Consider the following 14,297-nt stretch of genomic DNA (forward strand, 5'->3'; position numbering starts at 1 on the left):
TTACTGATGTATTGTTAATATGTTTGTTAAATATTTGTCAAATATTACATCAATAAAGAAATGAAAAAAATATTTAGTCCAGCGTATAGAGAGTATTATCTTGAAGGGTATTCAATAGGTTTGGATCCATTTCTGGAATTTAATTATGCAAAAAGGAATGAAGCTTTTATTGCTGGATTTGATTCTGGAAGATCAGATTATGAGAGGATGAACGGATGCATTAGTGATGGAATCCCACAATGTATTGTTACTAATGAAGTTTTGGAAGATTTTCTTCTTGCAGGTTTATTGGGCTTAAGTATCGATACGGATGGTTATGCTTCACATCAAATAAATTTGATAGCAAAATGGTATCAAAGTGGTGTAGAGAAATATGAGCCAAATCAAAGTATCGCTCTTTTTGAATTACTTGAAAAAAATGGAATTCAAATAAATTAAATTTATTGTTTTGCAAATAGTTTAAACTAAAAAATCCGTGTTATCACGGATTTTTTTATAATAAGTATTTTGATTTTAACCCAATAAAAACAAGAAGATCAACGGAAATAAAATTCCTGCCAAAGCGAGTTTCCAACCGCGTTCTTTGAAACTGAACTTTCCTGCTTTTACCATAATAGTTCCTGTAAGAGCAATAATAATTAAACTCAGTGCAAAAACATCAGAATAATAAATCCAAAAATTAGAAGTGCTTTTATGCAATTTCATCGTTTGGCTGATGATTGGTGTTTTTACAAAAGATACAATTTCTCCTTTTCCGGTTTTCATATCAATCTCGACATCATGTTTTTCAAAAGAAATTTTAAAGACTTCTTTTTTTACATTATGACGTCTGAACTTGTCATCAATACCCAATTGATTTCCTAAATCTTCCGCAAATTTTTCATTGATTTCACTTTCTGCCGGAAGCTTTACTGTTATGGATTTTGTTTCAGTAGTATATTTCTCAGGATGCCAATATTCTCTGTGATTCATCATAAGCCCTGATAAAGCAAAGGAAACGATGAGTCCAATATAGAAGTAACCTAAATCTCTGTGTAAGTTACGGAAAGTTTTCTTTTTCATTGTATATGCGGATTTTGCGTTTGCAAAAATAATCTATTCTGGTATAAAAAATCAAAAACTTTTTTCTGTTTTTCGATAACTGATTCAGTCAGAAAAAAGTTTTTGAATCTGTTTGTTTTGCTTGTTTTAGAACTTGTATTTTAATGATGTCATAACCATACGCGGAGCGATTGGGTTTACACTGTAATTTTCATGAACGGTATAATTTAACTCATTTGTAATATTTGATAATCTACATAAGATTGAAAATTGTTTCCAATTGTAACCTGCAGAAACATCAATTGTTGTGTACCCTTCTAAAGGAATTTCTCTGTCCCAAATTCCACCAGGTTTAGTACTATCATATTGGCTGTTCCAACCACCAACTCTTTTACCTATGTAGTTTCCTATTGCTCCAAAAGATACTCCTTTTAATGCTCCGGTTGGCAAAGTATAGAAAAAGCTTAAATTAGCTGTATTAGATGGTGTTCTTGCTACACGATCCCCTTCAATGAAGCTTCCTTTTAATCCTGAAGTTTTGGTATAACGCATATCATTATAACTGTAACCGGCTATAATGTTTAACCCTTCAGTAGGTTTTGCAGTGATGTCTAATTCTATCCCTTTGCTGGTTGTTTCACCACTTAAAACCTTTATTGAACTATCTGTATTACTTGAACCATCGGCTTTAAATTCCGCTGTTTGCGCTAAATTACTATTTGTAATTTGGTATACCGTAACATTTGTACTTAAAACTCCTCTCCAAAAATCTTTTTTAACACCCGCTTCGTATTGGTCAATAATAGAAGGTTCAATTGCTTTTAAGTCAACTGTTGTTCCAGTATTTGGTGTAAATGAGTTTGAGTAGCTGGCAAACAACGACATGTCTTTGGTTGGTTGGAATACAAGTCCTAGTTTTGGAGTAAAAGCTTCATCTTTACGTTTTGGAGCTTCTGTAACTGTATTTTTAAGTAAGTCGTATGTGCCCACTTCTGCTTCTTGCCAAGACCAACGAATTCCTGCCAAAACTTTAAATTTTTCGGTAATCGAAATTAAATCTTGTGCATAGATTCCAAAACGATTCGTGTCCGTTTTTACTATTTTGGTAGCATTAGCATTTGGGATAGCTCCTCCTTGATTAAAATTGTCAAAATCAAAAATGTTACCGCTACCATAAGTTGGCGTGCCAAATGCAAAAGTATAAGCTTGTGTAAATGAGTTTTCCATATCAACACCTGTGAATAATTGGTGTTTTACTTTTCCTGTTGAAAAATTCCCTTGTAAACTAAGTTGCTCACCGATTATTTGCTCTAGGTTTTTATTTTGTCCTAATGGTCTACTCCAGTCGCCGTTTGCTGCAGGCTGAATACGTTCCGTTCCTTTTGAAGTTCTGTTGTAATCTTGAAAAGAAGTATTGAAATTTAGTTTCCAATTGGTGTTCAAATCATGTTTTACTGATGCAGAAACAGTAGCTTGTTTTGTTTGACCATTTGACCAAGTTGCGCCTAAATAGGTGCTTCGGGGAAGGTCTACAATTTCTTTTCCAATGATTCCAGTTCCAAAATCAGGAGTCCAGTCATCGTGCAAGTAATCTCCTTGTAATGTAATTTCTGTTTTTTTGCTTACTTTGAAAAGAAAAGAGGGATTAATATAGTAACGCTCTTTTGTTACGTTATCTCTGAAGCTTTCCGAGTTTTCATAAGAACCTGTAAATCGGTAAGCGATAATATCATTCAATGGACCGTAAATGTCAATTGATGGTTTGTAAAAAGAATAACTTCCCATTTGCATGGATACTTCTCCTCCTTTTGTGAAAGAGGGTGATTTTGTCACCATATTCAATATTCCGCCAGGCGCTACATTTCCGAATAATAAAGCGGCACTACCTTTTAATACTTCTACTTTTTCTAAAGAAGAAACTTCTGGGATAGAACCACTGCTAAAACGAAATCCATTTTTAAACATATTATTGGCAGACATGTCGTATCCTCTTGAGAAGAAAGATTCTTGAGCTCCACCACGTGCTGAACTAACGTAAACACCATTTACATTTTTTATGACATCGCTTAGTCTGATTGCTTGTTGTTGTCCAATAGTCTCGCTTCCAATCACTTGTATGCTTTGCGGAGTGTCCATCGGTTTCAAACCAGAACGTAAGGCAGATACGGGTGCTTTTTGATGATTAGAAGTAATGATTACTTCTTTAAGAGTCCCTCCTTTTTTATTTTTTATGGTGTCAGAAACAGTGTCGAAAGCTTCAATAGCGTTTGTGTTTTCTGTATCATTTGCTGCTGTTTGTGCAAAGCCAGCCAGACTATATAAAAAGGTTAACGAAAGCGGTAAAATATATTTCATGATTGTTTATTTGGAATAATTAAAAATAACGATGCAAATATAGAATCCAATTTTGATTTAACAAAACTTATTTAGATTAAATATGAATAGTAATTTAAAATTATTTTTTATGGAGTTGAAATACAGTATTTTAACTCCATAAAAAAACCTTGCTTATTTAGAGCAAGGTTTTCTTTAAGGTAAATATGTTAAAATTTTGAGGTCGATTTTCTATTTCGTCCCCACCAAATATAGAATCCTGATAAAGGGAGACTTGCAATAAGTAAACTGGTCAGGAAGGCGAATATTTTCCCCGGTAATCCTAATATGGCCCCCGTGTGAATATCGTAATTCATTTTCATGAGGTTATCAGCAATATCAGCATCTTTTTTTCTGCCCCATATATGAGAAACATTGATTTCTTTTAAACTGTATTGATCAAAATACCGGTAGTCAATTTCCCAATAGGTTCCTTTGTCTAAATTAGCATTGGCGGCTATTGGTGAAGCAACTGTTTCTGGCGGATGTATTTCTATGGATTCCGCTTGAGGATATTCTTTTTGCATTTTATGCCAGATTTTATCCAATGGGTTTGCGATTGCATTAGTTGTTGTGTTTATTTTCGAAAGCGGTTCTTCATATAGCAGTGATTTTTCACCACCGGACACTTTATAATAGGAATACGCAAACCATTGAAATCCCCATACCAAACCCGTAACGGCAAAAATAATTCCAATTATAAGCACATAAAAACCGGTAATATTATGTAAATCGTAATTTTTTCTTTTCCACTTCGTGCCATTTTTCCATTTGAACCAAAAGCGCTGTTTTGCCGCATTTTTATTTTTGGGATACCAAAGAATCAATCCCGAGACTAATAATACAAGAAAAATTAAAGTGGCTATGGAAACTACGACTTGACCAATTTCATGGGGAAGCCATAAGTTGAAATGTCCGTCTAGTATAAAAGGAAAGAGCCCTTCCTCATTGTTTATCGTTTTCAAAACTTTTCCTGTATAAGGATTTATAAAGATCGTATAGTAATACGTGGGTTCATAATGATAAAATTCAGCTTCTACGGCATTATTTTTTTCGTTGTATTTTACAGCATGGAGTAGTTTATTTGGAAGCTCTTTTTTAGCAATTGCTGCTAATTTCGAAGGAGGTAAAAAAGCATCTTCCTGTTCTTTTACAAAACGATATTCTTCAGTGCTGTTTTGTATTTCTTCCTGAAAAGCATACAAACAACCCGTTATGGCAATTATAAAAACTATTATGCCTGATGATAAACCCAACCATAGGTGTACTTTTCCTATCAGTTTTTTGAAATTATTATTTTTCATTTAAAAAGAATAAAACTCCTCACCTAAATGAGGAGTTTAGTGAAACAAAACTAACTAACTCTAAAATTTATACCCAACAGATAAGCGCATGTTGGTTCCGGCTTCTGTTTGCCAGTAATACATGGTATTATAGCTATAATATCCTCCAGAATACAAGTATTTATTCAAGATATTATTGACAACAAGGTTGACTGATATTTTGTTTTTTTGGTAAGTAACACCTCCGTCCAATCGGAAATAGTCTGGAAGCATTCCTGTATTATCAGGTGAAATAAACCAAGGAGCTCTCTTTACTTGGTATTGGTATCCTAATGAAAAGCCAACACCATTGAGTGTTCCTCTATCTATTTTATAGTTCAGCCAAGCATTTTGTATGTGTCGTGTAGTTCCCGCTACTTGAGTTCCCACTAGAGATTGATCAGTGTCTTTGGTTGTTTTTCCTTCTGTAAAGGCGTAGTTTACAATAAGATCTAAGTTTTTGAAAATTTCACCTCGAATATCTACTTCAAAACCTTTTGTTTTTTGTTGTCCACTTTCTCTACTGAATTGGTTGGTAGAATTGGAATGTTCAGGATCTAATGTTAGCACATTGTTTTTGGTTATTTGGTAAACGGAAACAACTGAATTCCATTTTCCGTTTAACCAGTCTCTTTTTAAACCGAATTCTATATTTCCTCCAGTTTCAGGCTTGAAGGATTTTCCTTGCCAGTCCGCGCCATAATTTTCATTAAAAGATTGATCGTTCACAAAATAAGCGGCCGTGTTTTTATCAATAGAATAACTCAAACCTACTCTTGGTGTAAATTTTTCGTTTTTGGTCCCCCCAGAGTAAACATTATACGCTTTAAGTACAGTGTATCTTCCTGCCAATGTTAATCGAAGTTTATTGTCAAAGAAACCCAATTCGTCCTGCACATATAGCGCTTTGTAACTGTTTTGGTATTTCACACCTCTATCTTCCAGACTTTTACTTCTGTCAAAAGTAGGAGAGGCGGCTAGTGTTCCGTGTACCGGATTGTAAATGTCTAAATCGGGCATTGTAAAGGATTGTGACCAGTCGTGAAAAAATGTTTTATCACTTAAATCCAATCCCGATAGTATTTTGTGGGTTACGGATCCTGTTTTAGCTTCACCATTTACAAAAGCTTGTCCAACATATATTTTTCCTAAAATATCCCAATTTCCACCAGCACGTTTAAGAATTGCATCATTGTTTGGGTCAAAGCCGGCAGGCCATAATGACATTCCTTCCTGTTGGTAATTAAGATAGGATGTTTGAGCCGTTAATTTCCAGTTATCACTTATTTTCTGGTCTAAAATGGCAAGAATATTTCTTTCTGTCATTTTTGTCGGGTCTAAATTTGATTCTGAAGTGGTAAAGTTTCTTGGCAAATCAGCGTACCCTTTTTTAGAAAAAGCATAGTTACTCCCAACGGCATTTACTTTAGAGAATTGTTGCGTGTATTCCAGTGTTATTGCTGTTTTATCGGTTGCCAAATATTTAAGCACAGGAGCAAATGTGTAGCGGTCATTAAAATCAAAATCACGGTAACTGTTTTTCTTTTCGCCCATTATATTAATGCGGTACAATAGTTTTCCGTTTTTGGTCAATTTCCCATCAAAATCTAATGTTCCTCTATACATATCAAAACTTCCCAGCGTTAAACTCGCTTCGCCTTTGGTACGTCCGCTAGGTTTTTTGGTAACTACATTATAAAAACCGCTCGGGTTACCGTTTGCGAGCATAAATCCTGCAGGACCTTTTACAAATTCGATCCGTTCTACCATACTCATGTCCTCCGTAAGTGGTCCCCAACTTGAGCTTACATTCATTCCGTTTCTAAAAGCGGCTACTTGACTGCCTCTCATAGTTATATTGGCATAATTATCCCAATGTTCCACTCTTGTAGCGCCACTCACATTGCGGGTCACACCTTCCAGCATATTAAAAATTTGTTGGTCTTGAATAAGTTTTCCAGTTATGACCTGAATGTTTTGTGGGATTTCTATAATAGGAGATTGTAATCGAAGCGTAGATGAAACACGATTCGTTTTGAAAGCACTTTTGTTACTCAAAACCACCACTTGATTGAGTTCATTGTTTGATAAAGTAAGTTTTAGTGCTACGGCAGTAGTTTCTCCAGTAGTAATTTTTACTTCTTGCTCCAGGTCATTATACCCAACTAAAGTAACTTTTAGGATATGAACTCCTTCTGGTATGTTTTTTAGTATAAAAATTCCATTGTTATCCGCAATAGTATTTTTGTTAGCTCCTTTTATAGAAACTGAAACTCCTTCGGCGGGTTTGTTGTCACTAGTCAAAATAACCCCTTTTATGCTACCGGAGTTTTGGGCAAAAGCGGTGGTTATAGAAAGTAGTACTAGGCATACGAGAAAAATAAATTTAGGGATTCGTTGTTTTAAATAGTTCATGATTAAAAATTAAATGAGTTAAAGCTTATTTAGAACAAATAAGAATAAGCAAAAATAAAATTTAATTTTTATTTAACAAATATTATTTAGACTAATTAAAAATAATATTTTAATAAGATGATTTCCATATTTTTAGGTATAAAAAAACCTTGCTTTTCTAGAGCAAGGTTTTAATTTGAGTATAAAATATTAAACTTTTACTTGATTTTTTTCATCGAAAACTGTTCGGAGCTTGGTTTTCCTTGTTGGATTCCTGAAATTTTAGCGACTAAACTGTCTGGAGTAATTTGGATATAACTGATTTTTTGAGGATAGTCGTGTTTCAAATTTTCAAATGCTACTTGTTTATCGGTTGCAGCTGTCAATTTGAAAGCTACTGGTTTATCGTTATTTTGTCCTTTTACTGTTGCAGTATAAGTCAGTTCTTCTCCTTTTTGTTGCAAAATAATAGATTCAAAATGCAAAGTATCTTTCTCTTTAATATAATAAGATTGTGCTTCAAAAGTACTGTCGTTTACTTTTTTCCAATTTTCCGTTAGATTGCCATCAGCTGATTTGTTTTCCCAATTACCCAAAAGCCAACTTGTTGCTTTGATTTTTTCGTTTTTGTTTGAATCAGAATTTTTGCAAGAAACAATTGCTAACAAAAGCAGTAAAAGAGTGGTTTTTTGAAACATTGGTGTTAATTTTTGGTGTTAATTTGAATAAGCTAAAGTATGAAAAAAAATAGAATAGAAAGATTTTTGATTTTACGGAGTTTATCACATTTGAAATCAAAAATCTGAAATCAAAAATCAGCAATTATTTAAAGACTTTCGTTCAAAATAGAATAAACCAGTTCTTTAGTGGGTTTTTGATCTTTTAATTTCGCTCTAACCACATCAAAAGTGACTTTGAAATCACAGCCTGATTTATAGTTGCTGCAACCATAAGCGGTTTTTCCTTTAAGAACTGTTCCTTTTTGACATTTCGGACAGGCTAATTCGTCTGGAATGGCCTTCGCCTCCGTTTTCTTAGGCTCTAATACAAGTTTGAAATTTTCATCAAAGCGAAGCAAACCTTCCACAGTGCCGGCATCGGTTTTAAAGTCTTTTAAATTTACGGTAGATCCTTTTTGAAGCAATCGCAAATATTGGTTCTCCGATATTTTTTTATCCGCAAAAGTATAGGGCAATAGAAAAGTGCAACCTGCTTTATAATCGGAACAGCCATATGCCGATTTTCCTTTGATGAGCGTTGCTTTTTTACATTTAGGACAGGCTTCCGCCAAAATTCCTGCCGCTTTTTTTTTCTCAACAATAATGTCTTGTTTTTGAATATTTCCTGCATGCGAAATATTGGCACGTCTGGTTTCACTTCGTACTTCGTACACCAAGGATTCTACCATGCGTTTCATATTGTTAATAAACGCAGCGGCGGTAAAGGTTCCTTTTTCAATATCTTTCAACTGCTTTTCCCAAGAACCCGTAAGTTCCGCCGACTTTACCAATTCATTTTGAATAGTGTCAATCAATTGAATTCCCGTTGGTGTTGGCAATACCTGTTTTTTATTCCGAACAATGTATTGGCGTTTAAACAGCGTTTCAATAATATTGGCTCGTGTTGACGGACGCCCAATACCATTTTCTTTCATCAATTCGCGTAAATCTTCATCATCGACTTGCTTACCAGCGGTTTCCATGGCACGCAATAAAGTTGCCTCGGTAAACTGATTGGGTGGCTTGGTTTCCTTTTCTAAAAACGAGGGTTCGTGCGGCCCTTTTTCTCCCACAACAAAACTCGGTAATATATCGGCTTCTTTTTCTTTAGCGTTCGGGTCTTCAAAAACTACACGAAATCCTTTTTTTAAGATTTCTTTCCCCGTGGTTTTGAAAGCTACATCGGCCGCTTTTCCGATCACTGTTGTATTGGCTACCAAACAATCGTCATAAAACACCGCAATAAAACGCTTGACAATAATATCATACACTTGTTGCTGATTGTATTGCAAATTGGATTGTATGCCCGTTGGAATAATCGCATGGTGATCTGTTACTTTTTTATCGTTGAAAACTTTAGCCGATTTTTTAATCTTTTTTTCTAAAAGTGGTTGCGTCAACATGGCATAATTAGTCAAGTTTTGCAGGATGCCGGGTACTTTTGGATAAATGTCGTTGGGTAAAAAGGTGGTATCGACTCTCGGGTAAGTAACTACTTTTTGCTCGTACAAAGTCTGGACAATTTTAAGCGTTTCATCTGCCGAAAATCCAAACTTTGTATTGCAATATACTTGCAAGCCTGTTAAATCAAACAGCTTAGGCGCAAACTCATTGCCATTCTTTTTTTCGACAGAAACAATTTCAAAATCACTTTTTTGGACTTTATTAGCCAAAATTTCGCCATCTTCTTTTTTTAAAAAGCGTCCTTCTTCATAGCTGAAAAGCGTTTCTCTGTACATGGTTTGCAACTCCCAATACGGTTGCGGTTTGAAATTCTCAATTTCCTTGAATCGGTCCACAACCATGGCTAAGGTTGGGGTTTGCACCCTTCCAATAGACAATACTTGTTTGTAACCGCCATGTTTTACGGTGTACAAACGGGTGGCATTCATACCGAGTAACCAGTCGCCAATGGCTCTGGAAAATCCTGCGTAGTATAAATTATCGTAGTTGACGGATGGTTTTAAGTTTTCAAAACCTTCTTTGATGGCTTCGGTGGTCAGGGATGAAATCCATAAGCGTTTTACCTCGCCTTTGTACTGGGCTTCATTCATGACCCAGCGCTGAATGAGTTCTCCTTCTTGCCCGGCATCCCCGCAGTTGATGACCAACTCGGCTTTATCGAACAGGCTTTTTATGATTTTGAATTGCTTTTGAATACCCGAATTCTCCACCACTTTGGTTTCAAATTTATCGGGAAGCATGGGCAGGTTGTTCAAATCCCAACTTTTCCAGTGGGGTTTGTAATCGTTCGGTTCTTTCAAGGTGCATAAATGCCCAAAGGTATAGGTTACGGCATAGCCATTACCTTCGTAATACCCGTCGTGTTTGGTATTGGCCCCTAAAACGGATGCGATTTCGCGTGCTACACTTGGTTTTTCGGCAATACAGACCTTCATTTTCTCTTACTGATTTTGAGTGCGCAAATTAGGAATTTAGAAATTGGTATTAAAAAGAAATCTGTAAGAGTTATGAACGGGCATTCACTAGCAGATAATTGAGAGGAACGCGTAATCTCATCCAGTTTCTCAATTGTTTTTTTGCTTATTGCTGTAGGTAAAGTTTACAAAACTAGGGAAGCGATTGTGGATATCCGAAGGATCGGGGATGGTTTGCTGATTTTTACTTGTGCAAGCAATTTCTTTGTGTCCCAATGGTTCCTAATTTGAGCGATAAATGAGTGAAGACCTGTTTTGTTATTATTTTTATTAGGTTTTGTAATTGATTATATTTTTCTTTGGTTAGCGCCAACAATAAGGTGGTTATTTGTCTGTGTAAATTTTGCTGGAATAACCTACTTTAGTTTTAACTCAATTAAGAATCGAACAAAAACAATCAATAAAAAAAAATATGAAACACCTGTTTTACATTATTTTAATAGCTGTAACTTTGTTTACAAAGGCCGGAGCACAGGATACTTCTCTGTTTCCAAAAGGAGAAATAGCAACGGTTAACAATCACACAGGAACTGTATGGCTCCATGAATTAAACGCACCTGATGCGAACTTTGATTACAGCTTAGCTGTGGCAACCTTTGCTGCTGGTGCAAAATTAGATTGGCATATTCATCCCGGGGGACAAATTCTGCTTATTACAGAAGGCACCGGGTATTACCAAGAAAAACACAGCCCCATCCGAGTAGTTAATAAAGGGGATGTAATTAAATGCCTGCCAGGTATTACTCATTGGCATGGTGCCACTCCTGAAAGTAGTTTTGCTTATATTGGAGTTACTCCCGCCCAGAAAGGTAAAACAATATGGTTAGAAAGAGTAACGGATAAAGAATACAATAGCATAAAAACACTTGCAATGAATAGTGCAAATAGGGAACAAGAAATTATTAACCTCTCCAGAGATAAGTGGCGCTGGATGTCAGAACGCAATGTTGATTCCCTTGAAGCCCTTTTTAATGAAAAAGCGGTCTTTATTCATATGGGCGGAAACATGACTAAAGAACAGGAACTCAATGTCATCAAAAGCGGAGCAATTCAATACAAGCAAGCGGATATACAGGAAACTTCGGTGCAGTTTATAGGCAATACTGCCATCCTTTTAAATAAAATCCGACTCACAGCAGTTGTTGGCGGTAATGAGGTGGTTAATCCTTTTGTGGTTACAGAGGTTTATATAGAGCAAAATGGCAAATGGAGTTTAGGCTCACTTTCATTCACAAAATTACTCGGACAATAGTCCCGAACAACAATAAAATACGATGTTTAAAACTTTAAATCTTGTATAATAAATACCTTTTGATTGAGTGATAAAGCGGAATAAAAACCTAAGAATTTCGAATTTTACCAACCTATGTTGCGTATAATGCCGATTGTTTCATTTATAAGTTTTTCAATAACTAATGTGAATTCTAAAACATAACAAACGAAAATTTTCTGAAGTAGAAATGGTATCAATGTCTAATTTTCCACATATAGTTTCGTTGCGTTACAAGGATGCCACTTCCATCAGGACTATCGATCTGTTTTATTTGCATGACAACCAGATTTCGAATGTTACAGCACTGATTTTTATTGTTGTTTATAATCCTACAAGGTCTGTAAAAGCCCTTGTGGGAGAATCTTAAATCTATAAATAAATGAAAATCAGACTATTAAATAGAAAATAACCATTGCACTCAGTACTACCTAAAGCAAAATATTCGGCTAGATTGTTATTTATTTTCTGCTCAAATGTATTTGTGTGAGCCGTCACAGCTTGGCATTTTTTTAGACAAACCGCAGGTGCAATCGTTGATTCCTTTTCCGTTAAGAATACGCGGAGTGTATTTCTCAATTCGGGTCTCGCGGGTTTTGGATTGTTTAGGAGCCGAAAAATAGAGATTGTAAGCACGTTGTCGGCCTGGGGTTAAGGCTTGAAAAGCAGTTTTTAAGTTGGGGTTTTTGGCTAAGGTATTTTGTAATTCTGCCACCAATTCAAGTTCGGTATTGCTTTTGAAATTCACTTTCAAGCCTGCTTTTTCAATTTCAATGGCTTCATAAATATAGGCTTTGATTATAGATTTCTGTTCTATGATTTCTGCCAGATTGGTAAACTTAAAAAAACGTATTGCCTGACTGTTTTCTCCGGGTTTGCTTAGAATTCCATTGCTGTCTTGAAGTAAAGTTCCTTTAAAAAAGCTAAGCGCACAGTATTCTTTAAAACAGCCTATAAGTGCAACATTGTTTCCCTCAAAACTATAACATGGCGTGCGCCACTTTAATTCTTCGGTTAGCCCGCACGCGAGCAGCAATAGTCGCAATTGCTCTATTTCGGGCTGCCATTTTTTGGCATTGTTTATAAAGTCATCAACTTTGGGATTCATTGTGTTAGATTTTAAAAAATAAAGAAGGTTTTGGTTTTATAAAAGTATAAAAAAAAAACGCGTGGTAAACGCTATGATGGCGCTCTAAATTAAAATTGGTACTCGATGCAAATTAGGGCGAGTGGAATTATGAACGACTATGAATGAGTCATTGCGAGGAACGAAGCAATCACATCTAGTATTTTCTATTGTTTTATTTGCTCATCGTTGTGTGAAATTTGGTGATCTTGTATTTATTTTTGGATTAGAGATCAAGTAGGTTCCTGATACAATTTTTAGACCTTTTCAAAACTAACTCCTTTTGCTGCATGAATTTTACGGAAAACCATAAATGTTCTTTTTTATTACAAATGCCCTAGCTCTGATGGAAGCGGTATCCTTTTTCTGGTTTTTTTGCCAGAAAAAGATACAGCGAATAGCAGGAAACAGCTCCTGATTGCCACACAATTCGTTAGTCATTGTTCGCAATGACAATCTCAATTGGGAACCTTGCAAACTGAATACTTTTTTCGTATTTTTGCACTCCAAATAAAGGAATAAGAAAATGTTAGATAGACTTCAAATAGTAAAACAACGTTTCGATGAGATCTCGGATTTAATCATTCAACCGGATGTGATCTCGGATCAGAAGCGTTATGTGCAATTGAATCAAGAGTACAAAAGTTTAAAAGCTTTGGCCGAAAAGCGCGATGAATACGTGCTTTTGATGGCAAATATTGAAGAAGCAAACGAAATAATAGCCGATAACAGTGATGCAGATATGACCGAAATGGCCAAAATGCAACTCGATGAGGCCAAAGAAAGATTACCGGAATTAGAGGATGAAATCAAATTTATGTTGATTCCTAAAGATCCCGAAGATGCTAAAAATGTCATGGTGGAGATTCGCGCCGGAACGGGTGGGGATGAAGCGAGTATTTTTGCAGGGGATTTATTCCGTATGTACACGAAATATTGTGAGAACCGTGGTTGGAGAACTTCGGTTGTGGATATGAATGAAGGAACTTCTGGAGGTTTCAAAGAGATAATTTTTGAAGTTACCGGTGAAGATGTTTACGGAACCTTGAAGTTTGAAGCGGGTGTTCACCGTGTGCAACGTGTACCGCAAACAGAAACGCAAGGACGTGTTCACACCTCCGCAGCGACTGTTATGGTATTGCCGGAAGCAGAAGAATTTGATGTGCAGATTGATATGAATGATGTACGTGTGGATTTTTTCTGTTCGTCAGGACCAGGTGGACAATCGGTAAATACAACCAAATCAGCGGTTCGTTTGACGCACATTCCAACAGGATTAGTAGCGCAATGTCAGGATCAAAAATCACAACATAAAAATAAAGATAAGGCATTTGGCGTTTTGCGTTCCCGTTTATACGAACAGGAATTAGCCAAAAAACAAGCCGAGGATGCTACCAAACGTACTTCTCAGGTAAGTTCTGGTGACCGTTCTGCAAAAATCCGTACCTACAATTACGCACAAGGTCGTGTAACGGATCACCGTGTAGGTTTGACGTTATATGATTTAGGAAATATCATGAATGGTGACATCCAGAAAATTGTTGACGAGCTAGCGTTAGTCAACAACATGGAAAAATTGAAAGAAGCCAGCGAAGTTTTTTAAATAAAAAAAAG

At 35.8% G+C, this 14,297-nt stretch carries 11 protein-coding genes; 4 read left to right on the forward strand and 7 right to left on the reverse strand.

Annotated features, from left to right (window positions below; all coding sequences use genetic code 11):
- The first annotated feature begins 60 nt into the window (after positions 1-60).
- Positions 61-438, forward strand: coding sequence for a hypothetical protein (locus E0H99_RS06080; RefSeq protein WP_131992435.1), 378 nt, complete (start codon positions 61-63; stop codon positions 436-438).
- A 75-nt stretch (positions 439-513) separates the two neighbouring features.
- On the opposite strand, the gene E0H99_RS06085 is transcribed toward E0H99_RS06080, so the two are convergent.
- The 6 genes from E0H99_RS06085 to E0H99_RS06110 all read right to left on the reverse strand — a co-directional run bounded on the left by E0H99_RS06085 (position 514) and on the right by E0H99_RS06110 (position 10,248).
- Positions 514-1,062, reverse strand: coding sequence for a PepSY-associated TM helix domain-containing protein (locus E0H99_RS06085; protein WP_131992438.1), 549 nt, complete (start codon positions 1,060-1,062; stop codon positions 514-516).
- Positions 1,063-1,188: 126 nt separating this feature from the next.
- Positions 1,189-3,396 (reverse strand): TonB-dependent siderophore receptor, encoded by a 2,208-nt coding sequence (locus tag E0H99_RS06090; RefSeq protein ID WP_131992441.1) that lies wholly within the window; start codon positions 3,394-3,396, stop codon positions 1,189-1,191.
- A gap of 188 nt (positions 3,397-3,584) precedes the next feature.
- Entirely contained in the window at positions 3,585-4,718 is a 1,134-nt protein-coding gene (locus E0H99_RS06095) for a PepSY-associated TM helix domain-containing protein (RefSeq protein ID WP_131992444.1), read from the reverse strand.
- Positions 4,719-4,778: 60 nt separating this feature from the next.
- Complete coding sequence (locus E0H99_RS06100; protein ID WP_131992447.1) at positions 4,779-7,151, reverse strand: TonB-dependent receptor; 2,373 nt, start codon at positions 7,149-7,151, stop codon at positions 4,779-4,781.
- Between the two features lie 197 nt (positions 7,152-7,348).
- Complete coding sequence (locus E0H99_RS06105; RefSeq protein WP_131992450.1) at positions 7,349-7,828, reverse strand: DUF6265 family protein; 480 nt, start codon at positions 7,826-7,828, stop codon at positions 7,349-7,351.
- Positions 7,829-7,956: 128 nt separating this feature from the next.
- Complete coding sequence (locus tag E0H99_RS06110) at positions 7,957-10,248, reverse strand: DNA topoisomerase 3 (RefSeq protein WP_131992453.1); 2,292 nt, start codon at positions 10,246-10,248, stop codon at positions 7,957-7,959.
- Between the two features lie 451 nt (positions 10,249-10,699).
- Here E0H99_RS06110 and E0H99_RS06115 point away from each other — a divergent pair, with 451 nt between their 5' ends.
- Complete coding sequence (locus E0H99_RS06115; RefSeq protein ID WP_131992456.1) at positions 10,700-11,539, forward strand: DUF4440 domain-containing protein; 840 nt, start codon at positions 10,700-10,702, stop codon at positions 11,537-11,539.
- A 217-nt stretch (positions 11,540-11,756) separates the two neighbouring features.
- Positions 11,757-11,927: a hypothetical protein gene (locus E0H99_RS17170; protein WP_165930198.1), complete on the forward strand. Its 171-nt coding sequence runs from the start codon at positions 11,757-11,759 to the stop codon at positions 11,925-11,927.
- A 102-nt stretch (positions 11,928-12,029) separates the two neighbouring features.
- On the opposite strand, the gene E0H99_RS06120 is transcribed toward E0H99_RS17170, so the two are convergent.
- A complete protein-coding gene (locus E0H99_RS06120) occupies positions 12,030-12,665 on the reverse strand; it encodes a DUF1801 domain-containing protein (protein ID WP_131992459.1) in 636 nt (211 codons plus the stop codon).
- Between the two features lie 544 nt (positions 12,666-13,209).
- On the opposite strand from E0H99_RS06120, the gene prfA reads away from it, so the two are divergent.
- Positions 13,210-14,286: a peptide chain release factor 1 gene (gene prfA, locus E0H99_RS06125; RefSeq protein ID WP_131992462.1), complete on the forward strand. Its 1,077-nt coding sequence runs from the start codon at positions 13,210-13,212 to the stop codon at positions 14,284-14,286.
- Positions 14,287-14,297: the final 11 nt, after the last annotated feature.

This window comes from Flavobacterium sp. GT3P67 (genome assembly GCF_004349155.1).
GTDB lineage: Bacteria > Bacteroidota > Bacteroidia > Flavobacteriales > Flavobacteriaceae > Flavobacterium > Flavobacterium ranwuense.